This is a genomic window from Serratia sp. Tan611, assembly GCF_905188235.1.
Taxonomy (GTDB): domain Bacteria; phylum Pseudomonadota; class Gammaproteobacteria; order Enterobacterales; family Enterobacteriaceae; genus Serratia_B; species Serratia_B rhizosphaerae.
The window spans coordinates 614,355-628,170 of record NZ_LR994655.1; the positions used below are offsets into that span (position 1 = coordinate 614,355).

The 13,816-nt window shown below is 59.2% G+C and carries 10 protein-coding genes and 1 pseudogene; 9 read left to right on the top strand and 2 right to left on the bottom strand.

Translation table 11 applies throughout. The annotated features are described in order from the left end of the window. Window positions 1-157 precede the first annotated feature (157 nt). The 5 genes and pseudogenes from TAN611_RS02855 to TAN611_RS02875 form a co-directional block, all read left to right on the top strand. Window positions 158-610 (top strand): DcrB-related protein, encoded by a 453-nt coding sequence (locus TAN611_RS02855; protein WP_203067258.1) that lies wholly within the window; start codon window positions 158-160, stop codon window positions 608-610. A 13-nt stretch (window positions 611-623) separates the two neighbouring features. Then, complete coding sequence (locus TAN611_RS02860) at window positions 624-4,898, top strand: RHS repeat-associated core domain-containing protein (RefSeq protein ID WP_238404501.1); 4,275 nt, start codon at window positions 624-626, stop codon at window positions 4,896-4,898. After that, window positions 4,899-5,366: a hypothetical protein gene (locus TAN611_RS02865; protein ID WP_111737788.1), complete on the top strand. Its 468-nt coding sequence runs from the start codon at window positions 4,899-4,901 to the stop codon at window positions 5,364-5,366. A gap of 281 nt (window positions 5,367-5,647) precedes the next feature. After that, the gene (locus tag TAN611_RS23445; RefSeq protein WP_238404502.1) at window positions 5,648-6,202 is read left to right on the top strand and encodes a hypothetical protein; all 555 of its coding nucleotides are present in this window, start codon (window positions 5,648-5,650) and stop codon (window positions 6,200-6,202) included. A gap of 191 nt (window positions 6,203-6,393) precedes the next feature. Beyond that, window positions 6,394-7,161, top strand: a pseudogene (locus tag TAN611_RS02875) (RHS repeat domain-containing protein); the annotation flags it as partial. Between the two features lie 86 nt (window positions 7,162-7,247). Here TAN611_RS02875 and TAN611_RS02880 read toward each other — a convergent pair. After that, window positions 7,248-8,516 carry an NAD(P)/FAD-dependent oxidoreductase gene (locus tag TAN611_RS02880; protein ID WP_203067259.1) on the bottom strand — a complete coding sequence of 423 codons (1,269 nt, stop codon included), beginning with the start codon at window positions 8,514-8,516 and terminating at the stop codon, window positions 7,248-7,250. 403 nt (window positions 8,517-8,919) lie between these two features. On the opposite strand from TAN611_RS02880, the gene TAN611_RS02885 reads away from it, so the two are divergent. Genes TAN611_RS02885 through argE form a run of 4 tightly spaced genes read left to right on the top strand, consistent with a single transcriptional unit; the run spans window position 8,920 to window position 12,639 of the window. Further along, complete coding sequence (locus TAN611_RS02885; RefSeq protein WP_160028607.1) at window positions 8,920-10,335, top strand: cytosine permease; 1,416 nt, start codon at window positions 8,920-8,922, stop codon at window positions 10,333-10,335. A 54-nt stretch (window positions 10,336-10,389) separates the two neighbouring features. Then, entirely contained in the window at window positions 10,390-10,830 is a 441-nt protein-coding gene (locus TAN611_RS02890) for a RidA family protein (protein WP_160028605.1), read from the top strand. After that, window positions 10,827-11,501 carry a DUF1028 domain-containing protein gene (locus tag TAN611_RS02895; protein WP_203067260.1) on the top strand — a complete coding sequence of 225 codons (675 nt, stop codon included), beginning with the start codon at window positions 10,827-10,829 and terminating at the stop codon, window positions 11,499-11,501. Before TAN611_RS02890 ends, TAN611_RS02895 begins: the two co-directional genes overlap by 4 nt. After that, window positions 11,494-12,639, top strand: coding sequence for an acetylornithine deacetylase (gene argE, locus TAN611_RS02900; RefSeq protein ID WP_203067261.1), 1,146 nt, complete (start codon window positions 11,494-11,496; stop codon window positions 12,637-12,639). Before TAN611_RS02895 ends, argE begins: the two co-directional genes overlap by 8 nt. 12 nt (window positions 12,640-12,651) lie before the next feature. On the opposite strand, the gene TAN611_RS02905 is transcribed toward argE, so the two are convergent. After that, the gene (locus TAN611_RS02905) at window positions 12,652-13,578 is read right to left on the bottom strand and encodes a LysR family transcriptional regulator (RefSeq protein WP_203067262.1); all 927 of its coding nucleotides are present in this window, start codon (window positions 13,576-13,578) and stop codon (window positions 12,652-12,654) included. Window positions 13,579-13,816 lie beyond the last annotated feature (238 nt).

A 13,816-nucleotide genomic window follows, 5' to 3' on the forward strand; every position in this document is an offset into this window, starting at 1 on the left:
TTGGTTTTGTAGCTTGAGTCTCGAAATTTACAGACGCTAGAAATGCATTATTAACCGGTTGTTTCTTATGCAAACAATCAGAAAGCCTAACCAATATTTCCATCTGCGGCGGCTTATGTCATTCTTTGCCTCCTGTTGAGTAAAAGGACCTTGCGTAATGCCTGATTTTTCCCGTTGCGCCTTTACCGAAGGCAGCGTCAAGCTGCCTGAAGGCTACCGCGATCGCAGCGTTAACGTGCTGTTGGCCGGGGATGACATCTCCCCCTCTTTAAATATTTCCCGCGATGAACTGCTGGCGGACGAGACGCTGGCGGACTATGTGACGCGCCAGCTGGCGACGCTGGCCGACGGCCTGAAAGGCTGGGTGCAGAAAAGCCGTGAACCGGCGACGCTGGGTAATGGCGTCCTGAGCGGCGAGTGCGTGCATGCCAGCTATATGCGTGACGGCAAGCGCATCTGGCAGCGTCAGGCGGTGTTTGCCCTGTCGCAAGGGCAGGTATTGGTGTTCACGCTGGCGCAGCCGCGCAAGCTGACGGCGCAGGACGAGGCGTTGCTGCAACAGGTATTGACGAGTTATCAGCCGGCGGCGGATGCCGCCTCACGGGCGTAAAAGGAGCAGGAACATGGGTGAAGCAGCGCGCGTCGGGGACAGCATCGGCCATTCCCACGCGCTGGCAGGGATGATTGGCGGCACGCTTATCGGCGGCCTGATTGCCGCCGCCGGGGCGGTGGCGGCGGGCGCCCTGTTTGTCGCCGGGCTGGCGGCCTCCTGCGTGGGCGTCGGCGTGCTGCTGATTGGCGCCAGCCTGGCGGTGGGCTACCTCTCCGGCGAGCTGGCCACCAAGGCGCGCGACGGCATTGCCGCCGCCGGCGCCGGCAGTCTGTCGCCCAAGGGCACGATACTGACCGGCTCCGGCAACGTGTTTATCAACGGCAAACCGGCGGCCATCGCCACCGTCAGCCGCGTGGTCTGCGAGGATGACGGCCCGAGCATGCAGATGGCGCAGGGCTCGGACAAGGTGTTTATCAACGGCTACCCGGCGGTGCGCAGCGGGGACAAGACCAACTGCGACGCGCAGGTGATGGCCGGCTCGCCTGATGTGCGCATCGGCGGCGGCACCGTCACCACGCTGCCCATCAAACCGGAAGTGCCCGACTGGCTGTATAAAATCTCCGACCTGACGCTGCTGTTCGCCGGCCTGATAGGCGGCGTCGGCGGCGCGGCCAGCAAGCTGGGGGCGCTCGGGCGCATGCTCAGCAAGGCGCCGGGCATCAACAAGCTTGGCCGCGTGGCCTGCCGCGCCGGCGCGCTGATGACCGCCACCGCGGCGACGGGCATTATCGCCCGGCCGCTGGACGTGGTCAGCGGGCAGAAGTTTCTCGACGGCGACGACGAGCTGGACTTTGTGCTGCCGTCGCGCCTGCCGGTGGCGTGGCAGCGCTACTGGCGCAGCGGCAACCCGGCGGAGGGCGTGCTGGGGCACGGCTGGAGCCTGTTTTGGGAGAGCAGCCTGCAAATCTGGCAGGAGGGGCTGGTGTGGCGCGCGCCGTCCGGCGATTATGTCTCCTTCCCGATGGTGCCGCGCGGCCACAAGACCTACTGCGAAGCGGAAAAATGCTGGCTGATGCACAACGCCGACGGTAGCTGGCAGGTGTTCGACGTCAGTGAACAGGCGTGGCACTATCCGCCGCTGGAGGCGCAGCAGCCGAGCCGGTTGAGCATGATGACCGACGCTGTCGGCAACACCACCTCGCTGTTCTATAACGACGCGGGGCAACTGAGCGAGCTGGTGGACAGCGCCGGGCAGCGTCTGGCCTGCCGCTACCTGACGACGGCCAACGGTGCGTTGCGGCTGGCGGCGGTAGCGTGGCAAAACGGCCAGGATGCACAGGTGCTGGCGAGCTACGGCTACGACGACGCGGGGCAGCTGGTCACCGTCCGCAACCGCGCCGGCGAGGTGACGCGGCGTTTTGGCTGGCAGGACGGGCTGATGGTCAGCCATCAGGACCAGAACGGCCTGCTGAACGAATATCGCTGGCAGGAGATTGACGGCCTGCCGCGGGTAGTGGCCTACCGCAACAGCGCCAGCGAGCAGCTGTCCGTCTATTATGATTTCGCCAACGGGACGCGCCGGGCGGTGCGTGACGACGGCAAACAGGCGCTGTGGCAGCTGGATGATGACGACAACGTCGCGCAGTTCACCGACTATGACAGCCGTCGCTACGGCCTTATCTACGCGCGCGGCGAACTGTGCAGCGTGGTGCTGCCGGGCGGGGCGCAGCGGCAGAGCGAGTGGGACCCGTACGGCCGCATGCTGAGCGAGACCGACCCGCTGGGCCGCACCACCACCTACCAATATTCCCGCAACAGCGGCCGCCTGTTCTCGGTCACCTGGCCTGACGGTAGCCAGGCGTTCCAGCACTGGGACGAGCAGGGGCGTCTGGTCAGACAGACGGACGCGCAGGGGCAGAGCACGCATTACCATTACCCGGACCCGGAAGAGAGCCTGCCGGAGCGCATCACCGACGCGCTGGACGGTGAGGTGCAGCTGGTCTGGAACGCACAGGGGCAGCTGACGCGCCATACCGACTGTTCCGGCAGCGTCACCGCCTACACCTATGACGCGCTGGGCCAGCTGACGCACCGCACCGATGCGGAAGGCCACCTGACCCGCTACCGCTGGGACGATGCCGGCCGGCTGCAGCAGCTGCTCCATCCGGACGGCAGCGACGAGCAGTTTGACTGGAACGCGCAGGGCCAGCTGGCCGCGCACCGGGACCCGCTCGGCAGCGAGACGCGCTGGCAGTACACCCCGTTGGGCCTGCCGGACAGCATCACCGACCGCATCAACCGCACGCGTCGTTATCACTACGGCCCGCGCGGCTGGCTGATGCGGCTGGAGAACGGCAACGGCGCCGACTACCAGTTCAGCTACGATGCGGCAGGCCGCCTGCAGGTGGAACAGCGGCCGGACGGGCAGCGCCGTTACTACCATTACGGCGCCGACGGGCTGCCGACGACGCTGCTGGAAACCGGCGCACCGGCCGCCGATGGCGCGGTGGCAGAGCGGCGGCAGCACTTCCGCTTTGATGAGGCGGGCCAGCTGACGGCGCGCACCACCGACAGCGCCGAATGGCGCTACGACTACGACGCCGGCGGGCGGCTGACGACGCTGACGCGCACGCCGACCGCCGCCGGTGCGGCGCTGGGCATCGAGCCGGACAGCATCCGGCTGCGCTACGACCGCGCCGGTAACCTGCTGAGCGAGCAGGGCGTCAACGGCGAACTGCAGTATCAGTGGGACGCGCTGGGCAACCTGCAGGCGCTGACGCTGCCGCAGGGCGACCGGTTGCAGTGGCTCTATTACGGCTCCGGCCACGCCAGCGCCATCAGGTTCAATCAGCAGCTGGTGAGCGAGTTCAGCCGCGACCGGCTGCACCGGGAGACCGGGCGCACGCAGGGCGCACTGCATCAGCGGCGGCAGTACGACGCGCTGGGGCGGCGCAGCTGGCAGAGCAGCGGCTTCAGCCACGGGCAGCTGACGAAGCCGGAGGACGGCGTGCTGTGGCGGGTATACCACTACAGCGGGCGCGGCGAGATAGCCGGCGTTGACGATGCGCTGCGCGGAGAAATCCGCTACGGCTACGATGCGGAAGGACGCCTGCTGCAGCATCGCGAGGCGCAGCAGGGCAAGCCGGGCCACCGGCTGCGGTACGACCTGGCGGATAACCTGCTGGGCGCGCAGAGCGCCAGCCGGGCCCTGGAAGAGCAGCCGCCGCCGCTGAGCGACAACCGGCTGACGCACTGGCAGCAGCTGTTCTACCGGTATGACGCCTGGGGTAACCTGACCCGCCGGCGCAACGGGCTGTATGAGCAGCACTACGTCTACGATGCGGACAACCGGCTGACGGCGGCATATGGCCACGGCCCGCAGGGCGAGTTCCGGGCGCAGTATCACTACGATGCGCTGGGCAGGCGCACGCGCAAGCAGGTGGACTACAAGGGCAAGGCGGCGCAGAGCACGCGTTTCCTGTGGCAGGGCTACCGGCTGTTGCAGGAGCAGCGGGACGATGGCACGCGCCGCAGCTGGAGCTACGAGCCGGACAGCCCGTGGACGCCGCTGGCGGCCATCGAGCAGGCGGGGGAGAGCCGGCAGGCGGATATCTTCTGGCTGCACAGCGAGCAGAACGGCGCGCCGCTGGAGGTGACGGACGGCGAGGGCGGGCTGCGCTGGTCGGGGGATTACGACACCTTCGGCAGGCTGAAGGGACAGACGGCGGCGGGCATCATGCAGCGCCGGGGAGCAGCCTATGAGCAGCCGCTGCGCTACGCCGGGCAGTACCAGGATAGCGAGAGCGGGCTACACTATAATTTGTTCCGCTACTATGAGCCGGAGGTAGGTCGCTTTACTACCCAGGACCCGATAGGGCTGCAGGGTGGGCTGAACCTGTACCAGTATGCGCCTAATCCGTTAAATTGGAGCGATCCACTTGGATTAAGCTCTTGTCCATCTAATAAAGGATTTAATCATAGAGATAGAATTACCAGTCGTTGGACTGAGCGTTTGACGGGGAAAAAACCTGCGGATATTCATGATCATTTAACGTCGAAAGGATGGTCGAAGACATATCCTCAAGCCAATAAACCGGGGGCGATACAGCATGTTCAATATGTTAAGACAACAAAATCAGGCACTACGTATAAATTAGATTACCACCCAGGTGGTTCTTCGACTCAGCCTAATGTTCATGGAAATGATTACTGGAAGGTTTATCGTGACGTCAATGGTAAAGATGTCGTTTATGGCCGGATAGGCCATGGCGAGTTTAAAAACTATGATCTTATTAAAGATTCGCCAGTTTATATTGATGGCGTATTAATGAATGGTGGTCTATAAATGATAGATATAAATGCTGATATTATTTCTAATAAGTCGATTGGAAATGTTGTTTTAGGCGAAAATGTTGATAGATATCTCAATGATATGTATTCAAATCATACTGTTAGGTTTTTTGATTATTTTTTACCTGATGATGAAAAAAGAATGGCATATGTTGTTGATGAGATTATTACGATAGCTACATTGTCTAATGGTTTAATTATATCTGTAGGCTGCAATGAGAAATATAAGGGGCGTTACATGAACTCACTGTGTACTGGAATGAGGATGTCTGACGTAATTAAGTTAACTAATGAACAACGCATATTCAATGGCTGCATTATAGTTAATGATGACTTTGGCTTTTCGATTGAGCTTCCAACGCCATATGATGAAATTGCAGATGGTATAGAGCAAGTTCCTTTAGATCTTGTTTTAAAAGAAATGAGAGTCGCTGATTATCATTCATGGAAACCAAAAAAATAAATTAATCCGGGAGTGATCTTAATGATCACTTTTGGTTTTATCATCAGTTCCAGTTTCATGCCAAAAATATCGTAACCTACTACAGTTTATTTTCATAGTGAAAATTATTTAATGCACGGTTCACTAATATGTGATTGGAGTGATGATTATTGAAAAGTAAATTATGACCTGTAGTTTATGAAGATCCTGAGGAAATTGTTAACTATACCAATATAAAAATCATGAGGGATATAAAGTTGTAGTAGTAGAACATGCGAGCGATCCGAGAAACAAGATTGGTGATGCACATTTCCATGCCGGCAGAGCAAAAACATCACCGTACACTTATGATTTTAAGACCGAAAGATATGGTAAGGTTCCGGCGGATAGTTCAGGAGAACATCACATATATTATGACCAAAAATGAAGCTCTTAAGAAAAAGATTGCCTTACAGGAAACAAAGGTTTTTTTGAGAAAAATTAATGGTATCAGTAACGTTGAAGTCATTGACGTTGATGTGCTGGATTTAGTGGCGTATCGTGCTAAACAAAAAGAGATTTTCAGTTATGATAGTGACCTTGAGCCAATAGCTGATTTTTCTTTAGATAACTCTAATGATGCTATTGTTCAATGGCAATCGGATTGTCTAAAGAGTGTTATAGGAAAGAGTTTGTTATTTGAGATTAATGATTATTTTTTTGTAAGATTGAAGTTATTCAATGTGTTTGATTTTTTGGTAAGTCTTTATCTTGAAAATGGTAATAGGGATCTGGTTGTTTTTATTGAATCACCATCTCAGGTGTTAGCCTTCAATGAAGATGAATATGCTATTTATTTTTATGATAAATTAATATAGAAGGTTGTTTAAGGATGTTGGAACCATTGATGTCTAGTTTTCTGGAGGCATTGGATGCGATAGATTTATCTATCCTCGGATATAAAACATTTATATGCTTAGGGAATTTTTAAAGAATGAATAATAGAATTAAACCGTTCTTAATTGTATAACGCCAGAAAGATCTTTTCAGCTCTTTCTGGTTCTATGAACTGCGCGGAGAAGTCCGCTACGGCTACGATGCGGAAGGACGCTGCTGCAGCACCGCGAGGCGTAGCAGGGCAAGCCGGGCCACCGCCTGCAGTACGACATGGCGGATAACATGCTGGGCGCGCAGAGCGCCAGCCGCGCGCTGGAGAAGCAGCTGCCGCCGGCACCGCTGGGGGACAACCGGCTGACGCACTGGCAACAGCTGTTCTACCGTTACGACGCCTGGGGTAACCTGATAAGCCGGCGCAACGGGCTGTACGAGCAGCACTATGTCTACGATGCGGACAACCGGCTGACGGCGGCGCACGGCCGTGGCCCGCAGGGCGAGTTCCGGGCGCAGTATCACTACGATGCGCTGGGCAGGCGCACGCGCAAGCAGGTGGACTACAAGGGCAAGGCGGCGCAGAGCACGCGTTTCCTGTGGCAGGGCTACCTGCTGTTGCAGGAGCAGCGGGACGATGGCACGCGCCGCAGCTGGAGCTACGAGCCGGACAGCCCGTGGACGCCGCTGGCGGCCATCGAGCAGGCGGGGGAGAGCCGGCAGGCGGATATCTTCTGGCTGCACAGCGAGCAGAACGGCGCGCCGCTGGAGGTGACGGGACGGCGAGGGCGGGCTGCGCTGGTCGGGGGATTACGACACCTTCGGCAGGCTGAAGGGGCAGACGGCGGCGGGCATCATGCAGCGTCGGGGCGTGGCCTATGAGCAACCGCTGCGCTATGCAGGGCAATACCAGGATAACGAGAGCGGGCTGCACGATAATCCGTTGCGTTGTATCCGGACAATCAAACAAACCGCGCCGTTATCACCGCTCAAAACCGCCCTCAACGAAGGCGGTGAGCGCGCCGATACATGTTGTTATCGACGCTGGCCGGCGTCTTTGTAGCTCAGGTAACTGCGCTGGGTAGCGATATGGTCGGCAATGTATTTTGCATCGTGCCAGACGCCCCAGATAAAGGTGGAGCCGCGGCGCGACAGCCAGGGCAGGCCGAGAAAATAGATGCCGGGCTCGCATGAAACGCCGCGCTGGTGTTGCGGCTTGCCGGCGCTGTCGAAGGCGTCCACCTCCAGCCAGCCGTAGTCGGCGCTGTAGCCGGTAGCCCAGATGATGGTGCTGATGCCGGCGTCGGCCAGGTTCAGCGCCAGAATGGGATTAACCATACATTCCGGGTCGGGAAGAAGATGGCGCGCGGCCGGCTCCTCCGGCAGATCCAGACCGTTGCGGGCGATATAGGCGTCCGCCGCGTCCAGCAGCTCCAGATAGTTTTCATCGCCGCGGGTGATATTCTCTTTCAGGTTATTGGCAAAGGTGACGCCGCCGTTCTGGAAAGACTGCGTCAGGCCCACCAGCTGCACGCCTTCATGGGCCAGCTTGCGAAAATCTACCGTATGGCCCCCGTGCGCCCCGCTGACGGCAATCGTCACGTGTTCTTTCCCCGGCTGTGTCGCCGCCGCATCCCATAACCCCAGCACCCCCAACCACCAGCAAAAGTCCCGGTTACGGTAAGCGCGGGGCGGACGATCGTGCGCCCCGACGGAGAGATACACCTGTTTCCCTGCCCGGCGCAGCTCATCGGCAATCTGTACCCCGGATGACCCGGCCCCGACCACCAGCACCGCGCCCGCGGGCAGCTGTTGCGGGTTACGGTATTGCGCCGAGTGAATTTGGGTAAGCGTGTCATCCTGCGGGGCGATCGCCGGGATCGCCGGCCGCTGAAACGGCCCGGTGGCGGCGACGATGCGTTGAGCCTCAATCCGTCCTGCCGAGGTCTCCACGCTAAAACCGGGGCGGCCAAGGTTGCGCTGCACGCGCCTGACGTCGACGCCGGTGTGAATCGGCGCGTTGAATTTATCCGCATAGGCGGCAAAGTAATCGGCGATCCGTTCTTTGGCGACAAAGCCGTCGGGGTTGATATTGTCAAACTCCATGCCGGGGAAGCGGTCATGCCAGGCCGGGCCGTTGGCGACCAGTGAATCCCAGCGGCCCGTGCGCCAGGCCTCGGCGATGCGGTTCTTCTCCAGCACTAAATGAGGAATGCCGAGTCGGGTCAGGTGTTCGCTCATTGCTACGCCCGCCTGGCCGGCTCCTACCACTAACGTATCAATCTCGCTGTTATTTAACGTCATGTTTGCATCCTTAGAACGGTTATCGGTGTTGAGCCGGTTAAACCGCTGTTCACCTCTGTGGATTTCGCAGACTAGGGAATGCCGCTGAATGGGTAAAATATTATTAACCTAACGATTGACGATAAATTAATGATGCAAGACGCCGCACTTTTTCGGCGATCACCGGTAATGGCGCGCCATTCTGACGGTGGGGTAATTCGTTGGGGATTGGCCGGGACATGCGTGGGCGGTCGGCGATTGGTGAAGGAGTGCGGGATAGTTTTTTTATTCTCTGGGGGAATGTTTTTAATATTTTATCTCTCCCTCTGACGGTGCGCATTATCAGGCAAATAATAAAATTCCGCAGCTTTCGGCGGTTAATTAAAAAATACCCACACAACGTCTATGCAACCGGGAGTTCACCATGCCTGCGACTGAATCATCGCCACCGCTTATCGAAAAGCACACCATTGGCTATATCCCGCCGCAAGAGCGTCACGGGAAGGTCAGAGATCTGTTTACGCTCTGGTTCGGCGGCAATATCGCGCCGTTGCCGATCGTTACCGGCGCGCTCGGCGTCCAGCTGTTTCATCTCAATCTGTTTTGGGGCGTGATCGCCATTCTGGTGGGCCAGCTGATCGGCGGGGTGCTGATGGCGCTGCACTCGGCGCAGGGCCCGCAGATGGGCATTCCGCAAATGATCCAGAGCCGCGCGCAGTTCGGCTCCTGGGGCTCGTTGCTGGTGGTGGTGATTGCCGGAGTGATGTACCTCGGCTTCTTTACCTCCAACATTGTGCTGGCGGGCAAGTCGCTGCATGGCGTCACGGACAGTGTCTCAGTGCCGGTGGGGATCGCGATCGGCGCGGTGGGATCCTGTGCGATCGGCATTATCGGTTATCGCTTTATTCACCTGCTCAACAGGATCGGCACCTGGGTGCTGGGTATCGGCATTCTGTTGGGGTTTGGCTATATATTCAGCCACATACACAGCGCAGACTTTTTCACCCGTGGCGGTTTTAATCTTTACGGCTGGCTGGCGACGGTGTCGCTGGGAGCGCTGTGGCAAATTGCCTTTGCCCCCTATGTCTCCGATTACTCGCGCTATCTGCCGGCGAACGTGTCAGTGGCGGCCACCTTCTGGACTACCTATCTGGGCTCGGCGCTGGGCTCCAGCCTCTCGTTTATTTTCGGCGCGGTGGCGGTGCTGGCCACGCCGGCGGGGATGGAAACCATGGACGCCGTCAAACTGGCCACCGGTTCAATCGGCCCGCTGATGCTGGTGCTGTTTTTGCTGAGCGTGATTAGCCATAACGCGCTGAATCTGTACGGCGCGGTGATCTCGATGATTACGCTGGTGCAGACCTTCTCCTGGCGTTGGATCCCTACCGGCAGGAGCCGAGCGGTGCTGTCGGTGCTGGTGTTGCTGGCCTGCTGTATCGCCGCCATTTACAGCTCGGCGGACTTTATTGGTCATTTTGTGGATTTAGTGCTGGCGCTGCTGGTGGTGCTGGTGCCCTGGACGGCGATCAATCTGATCGACTTCTACGCCATCCATAAAGGGCAGTATGACATTGACTCGATTTTTCGTGCGGACGGCGGCATCTACGGCTACTACAACCCCCAGGCGCTGCTGGCCTACGCTATCGGCATTGTGGTGCAAATCCCGTTTATGAATACCCCGTTATACGTCGGGCCGATCTCGGTGCACATTCACGGCGCCGACCTCTCCTGGCTGATGGGGCTGCTGGTTACCTCGCCGCTCTATTACTGGCTGGCAACGCGCGCCGGCGTCAGCCGCCGGCATCAGAACGTCCGCCAGGGGCGCGCGGGGGAGGCGTAAGCCGCCCGTCCGTTTTTTGCTTACTTCGCCGTTATTGTTAAACAGGAATATTTTATGAGTAACGTTACCCATACCCGCATCCGTATGTTCAACACTAAAGCCACCTACCCCAACCAATCGCTGGATAACGACCTGTGCCAGGCGGTGCGCGCGGGCAATACCGTATATCTGCGCGGTCAGGTCGGCACCGATTTTGACGGCAACCTGGTCGGCCTGGGCGATCCGGCGGCGCAGGCGGAGCAGGCGATGAAAAACGTCAAGCAACTGCTGGAGGAGGCGGGCAGCGATCTCTCGCATATCGTTAAAACAACCACCTATATTATCGACCCAAGATATCGTGAGCCGGTGTATCGGGAAGTTGGAAAATGGCTGAAAGGGGTATTTCCGATCTCGACCGGGATCGTGGTCTCGGCGCTGGCGCAGCCGCAGTGGCTGATGGAGATCGACATCATCGCGGTGATTCCGGAAGGGTGGCATGGGGAGGAGCAGGCATGACGTTCTCTATCGCCGCTCGCTGCGACAAAACCGGGCAGTTCGGCATTGCCATCAGCTCTTCCAGCATTGCAGTCGGCGCCCGCTGTCCCTGGCTGCAGGCCGGGGTGGGCGCGGTGTCCAGCCAGAATGTCACGCTGCCGCGGCTGGGGAGCCTGGTGCTGCAGCGGCTCGAACAGGGGATGTCATCACAGGGCGCGTTAGGCAGCGCCCTGCGTGAGGATGCGTTCAGCGCTTACCGTCAGCTGATCGCCATTGACCGCCAGGGGAACACTGCGCTGTTCAGCGGCGATCAATCGCTGGGGGTCTATCATGGCGTACAGGGTTGCGCGTGCGTTGCGGCGGGCAATATGCTGGCGGATAAATCGGTGGTTGAGGCGATGACGTCGGCCTTTGAAAACGCGTCCGGTCACCTGGCGGAGCGCCTGATGGCGGCGCTGCAGGCGGCGCTTGAGCGCGGCGGCGAGGCCGGCGCGGTGCATTCCGCGGCGCTGAAGGTGGTGGGTGAGCATAGCTGGCCGATTGTTGACCTGCGGGTTGACTGGGCGCAGCAGGATCCCATCGGCGAGCTGGCGGCGCTGTGGCGGGCTTACCAGCCCCAGATGCAGGATTATATTACGCGGGCGATCGATCCCCGGGAGGCGCCAAGCTATGGCGTGCCGGGCGATGAGTGACCAGGTGCGCGATGTGCTGGCGCGGCTGCTGGCGTTCGATACCACCAGCCGGGAATCCAATCTGGAGCTGATCGACTTTATTCAGGAATATCTGGCCGGTTTCGGCATTGAGAGCCGGCGCTTTCCGGATGACGGCGGCGGCAAGGCCAATCTGTATGCCCATATCGGCCCGACGGGGGGCGGCGGTGTGATGCTGTCCGGACATACCGACGTGGTGCCCGTCGACGGGCAGGCGTGGACGCTGCCGCCGTTTGCGCTGACGCAGCGCGACGGACGTTACTATGGCCGCGGCAGCGCGGATATGAAGGGGTTTCTGGCGTGCGTACTGGCGGCGTTGCCGGACTTTCTGGCGCAGCCGCTACGTATGCCGTTGCATCTGGCGTTTTCCTACGATGAGGAGGTCGGCTGTCTGGGCGTGCGTAGTCTGGTGGAGCATCTGCGGCAGGAGACGGATAAGCCGGCGCTGTGCATCGTCGGCGAACCCACGGGGATGAAGCCGGTGTATGGCCATAAAGGCAAGCTGGCGATGCGTTGCAGCGTGCGCGGGCACGCTTGTCATTCCGCCTATACGCCGCAGGGGGTGAACGCCATCGAGTATGCGGCCAAGCTGATCGCCAGGCTAACCGAGCTTGGCGGCAAGTTGGCCGCGACGCAGAACTCGCGTTTCGATCCGCCCTACAGCACGCTGCAGGTCGGCATCATTCAGGGCGGCGCGGCGCTGAACATTGTGCCGCAGGATTGCCGGTTCGATTTTGAAATCCGCCATCTGCCGGAAGTCCCGGTCGCCGGCGTGATTGATGAGCTGCGGCGTTACGCCGATGAACTGCTGCCGGCCATGCGGCAGGTGGCGGAGGGCTGCGGCATCACTCTGCAGACGCTCAGCCAGTATCCGGGATTGCTGACCGATCCGCAGTGCGACTTTGCCCGCTGGCTGGCGCAGTGGAGCAGCAGCGAGGAGTTTGCCACGGTGGCCTTTGGCACGGAGGGTGGTCTGTTTGCCGAAGCCGGCGTGGCGACCTTGATCTGCGGCCCCGGCAGTATGGAGCAGGGCCACAAACCCGATGAATATGTCAGCGTAGAACAGCTGGAGCGCTGTATGCAGATGTTGGCTAACTTACGCCGCTGGATGCAGCGCTGAGCCGCGCCGGCGTCAGTGGCACGCCGCCGGCCGGCTCATCGTCGCCAGCTCATTTTTGCAGAACTCAACGAACAGCTGCGCCGGTTTGGTCAGCGGGTTGCGGCTGAGCCAGGCCGCAACCAGGCCGGAACCTTCCACCTCGTCCTGTAGTTCAACCGTCGCCAGCGGCTGGCCGTCGTAACTGTGCCGGCCGTGCGGCCGGGTCACCAGAATGGCGAAGCCTAGCCCCTGGCCGACCATGCCGCGCACCATTTCGATCGAGGGCGAGCTGAACACGATATTCGGCGTAATGCCCGCCCGGGTGAACAGGTTGAGGAAATAGTTGCGGCTGGGCAGCACGTCCAGCAGCACCATCGGCTCCGTCGCCAGATCCGCCAGGGTGACCCGATCGCGATGGGCCAGCGGGTGGCAGGCGGACAGCAGGACGTAAGGCTTTTGCGGTTCCGCCAGTGCATCGGTGACGATGTTATTGCTCAGTTCGTGATGGTAGAGCAGGGCGAGGTCCAGGTTCCCGGCGGTCAGGCTTTGCACCAGCTCATGCTGTTCACCGTCGCGGACGATGGTTTCTATCCCCGGATACAGCGTTTTAAAGCCGCGGATCAGCTTCGGTAAAATGAGCGGCGCGACCGTCTCAAAACAGCCGATATTGATTTTCCCCGCCACCAGATCGTTATCCGCCAGCGCGTCCTGCTCAAAAATATGCGCCATTCTGAGCAGTTTCTGCGCCTTGCGATAAAAACGTGCGCCGGAAGGGGTGAGCGAAACGCCCTGCGCGTGGTGGCGAATAAACAGCTGAATGCCAAAACTGTCTTCCAGACTTTTGATGGCGGTAGAGATAGAGGGCTGTGCAATGTACAGCTTACGTGAGGCTTCGGCGACGCTTCGGCATTTGGCGGTGGTGACAAAATATTTAAGCTGACGCAGGGTGTAATTAGCCATCGTTGATTCCCGTAAAGAATGATATGGACGCTGGGGTACTCCTCCGTGAGTGGGTGATAGTACGGTTGAAAGTAAATTTTAACTATATGTTTTACTTATGTTAAATTTGGCGCCCGGCAAGCATAAATGAGCCGTCGATATTTTACAGTGAGGCAATTCAAAAAACCGCCTGATACCTGGCGAGGCATAATTGTTAACACGGTCGGAATAACCACATGAAGAGCCGCTGACAGGCCTG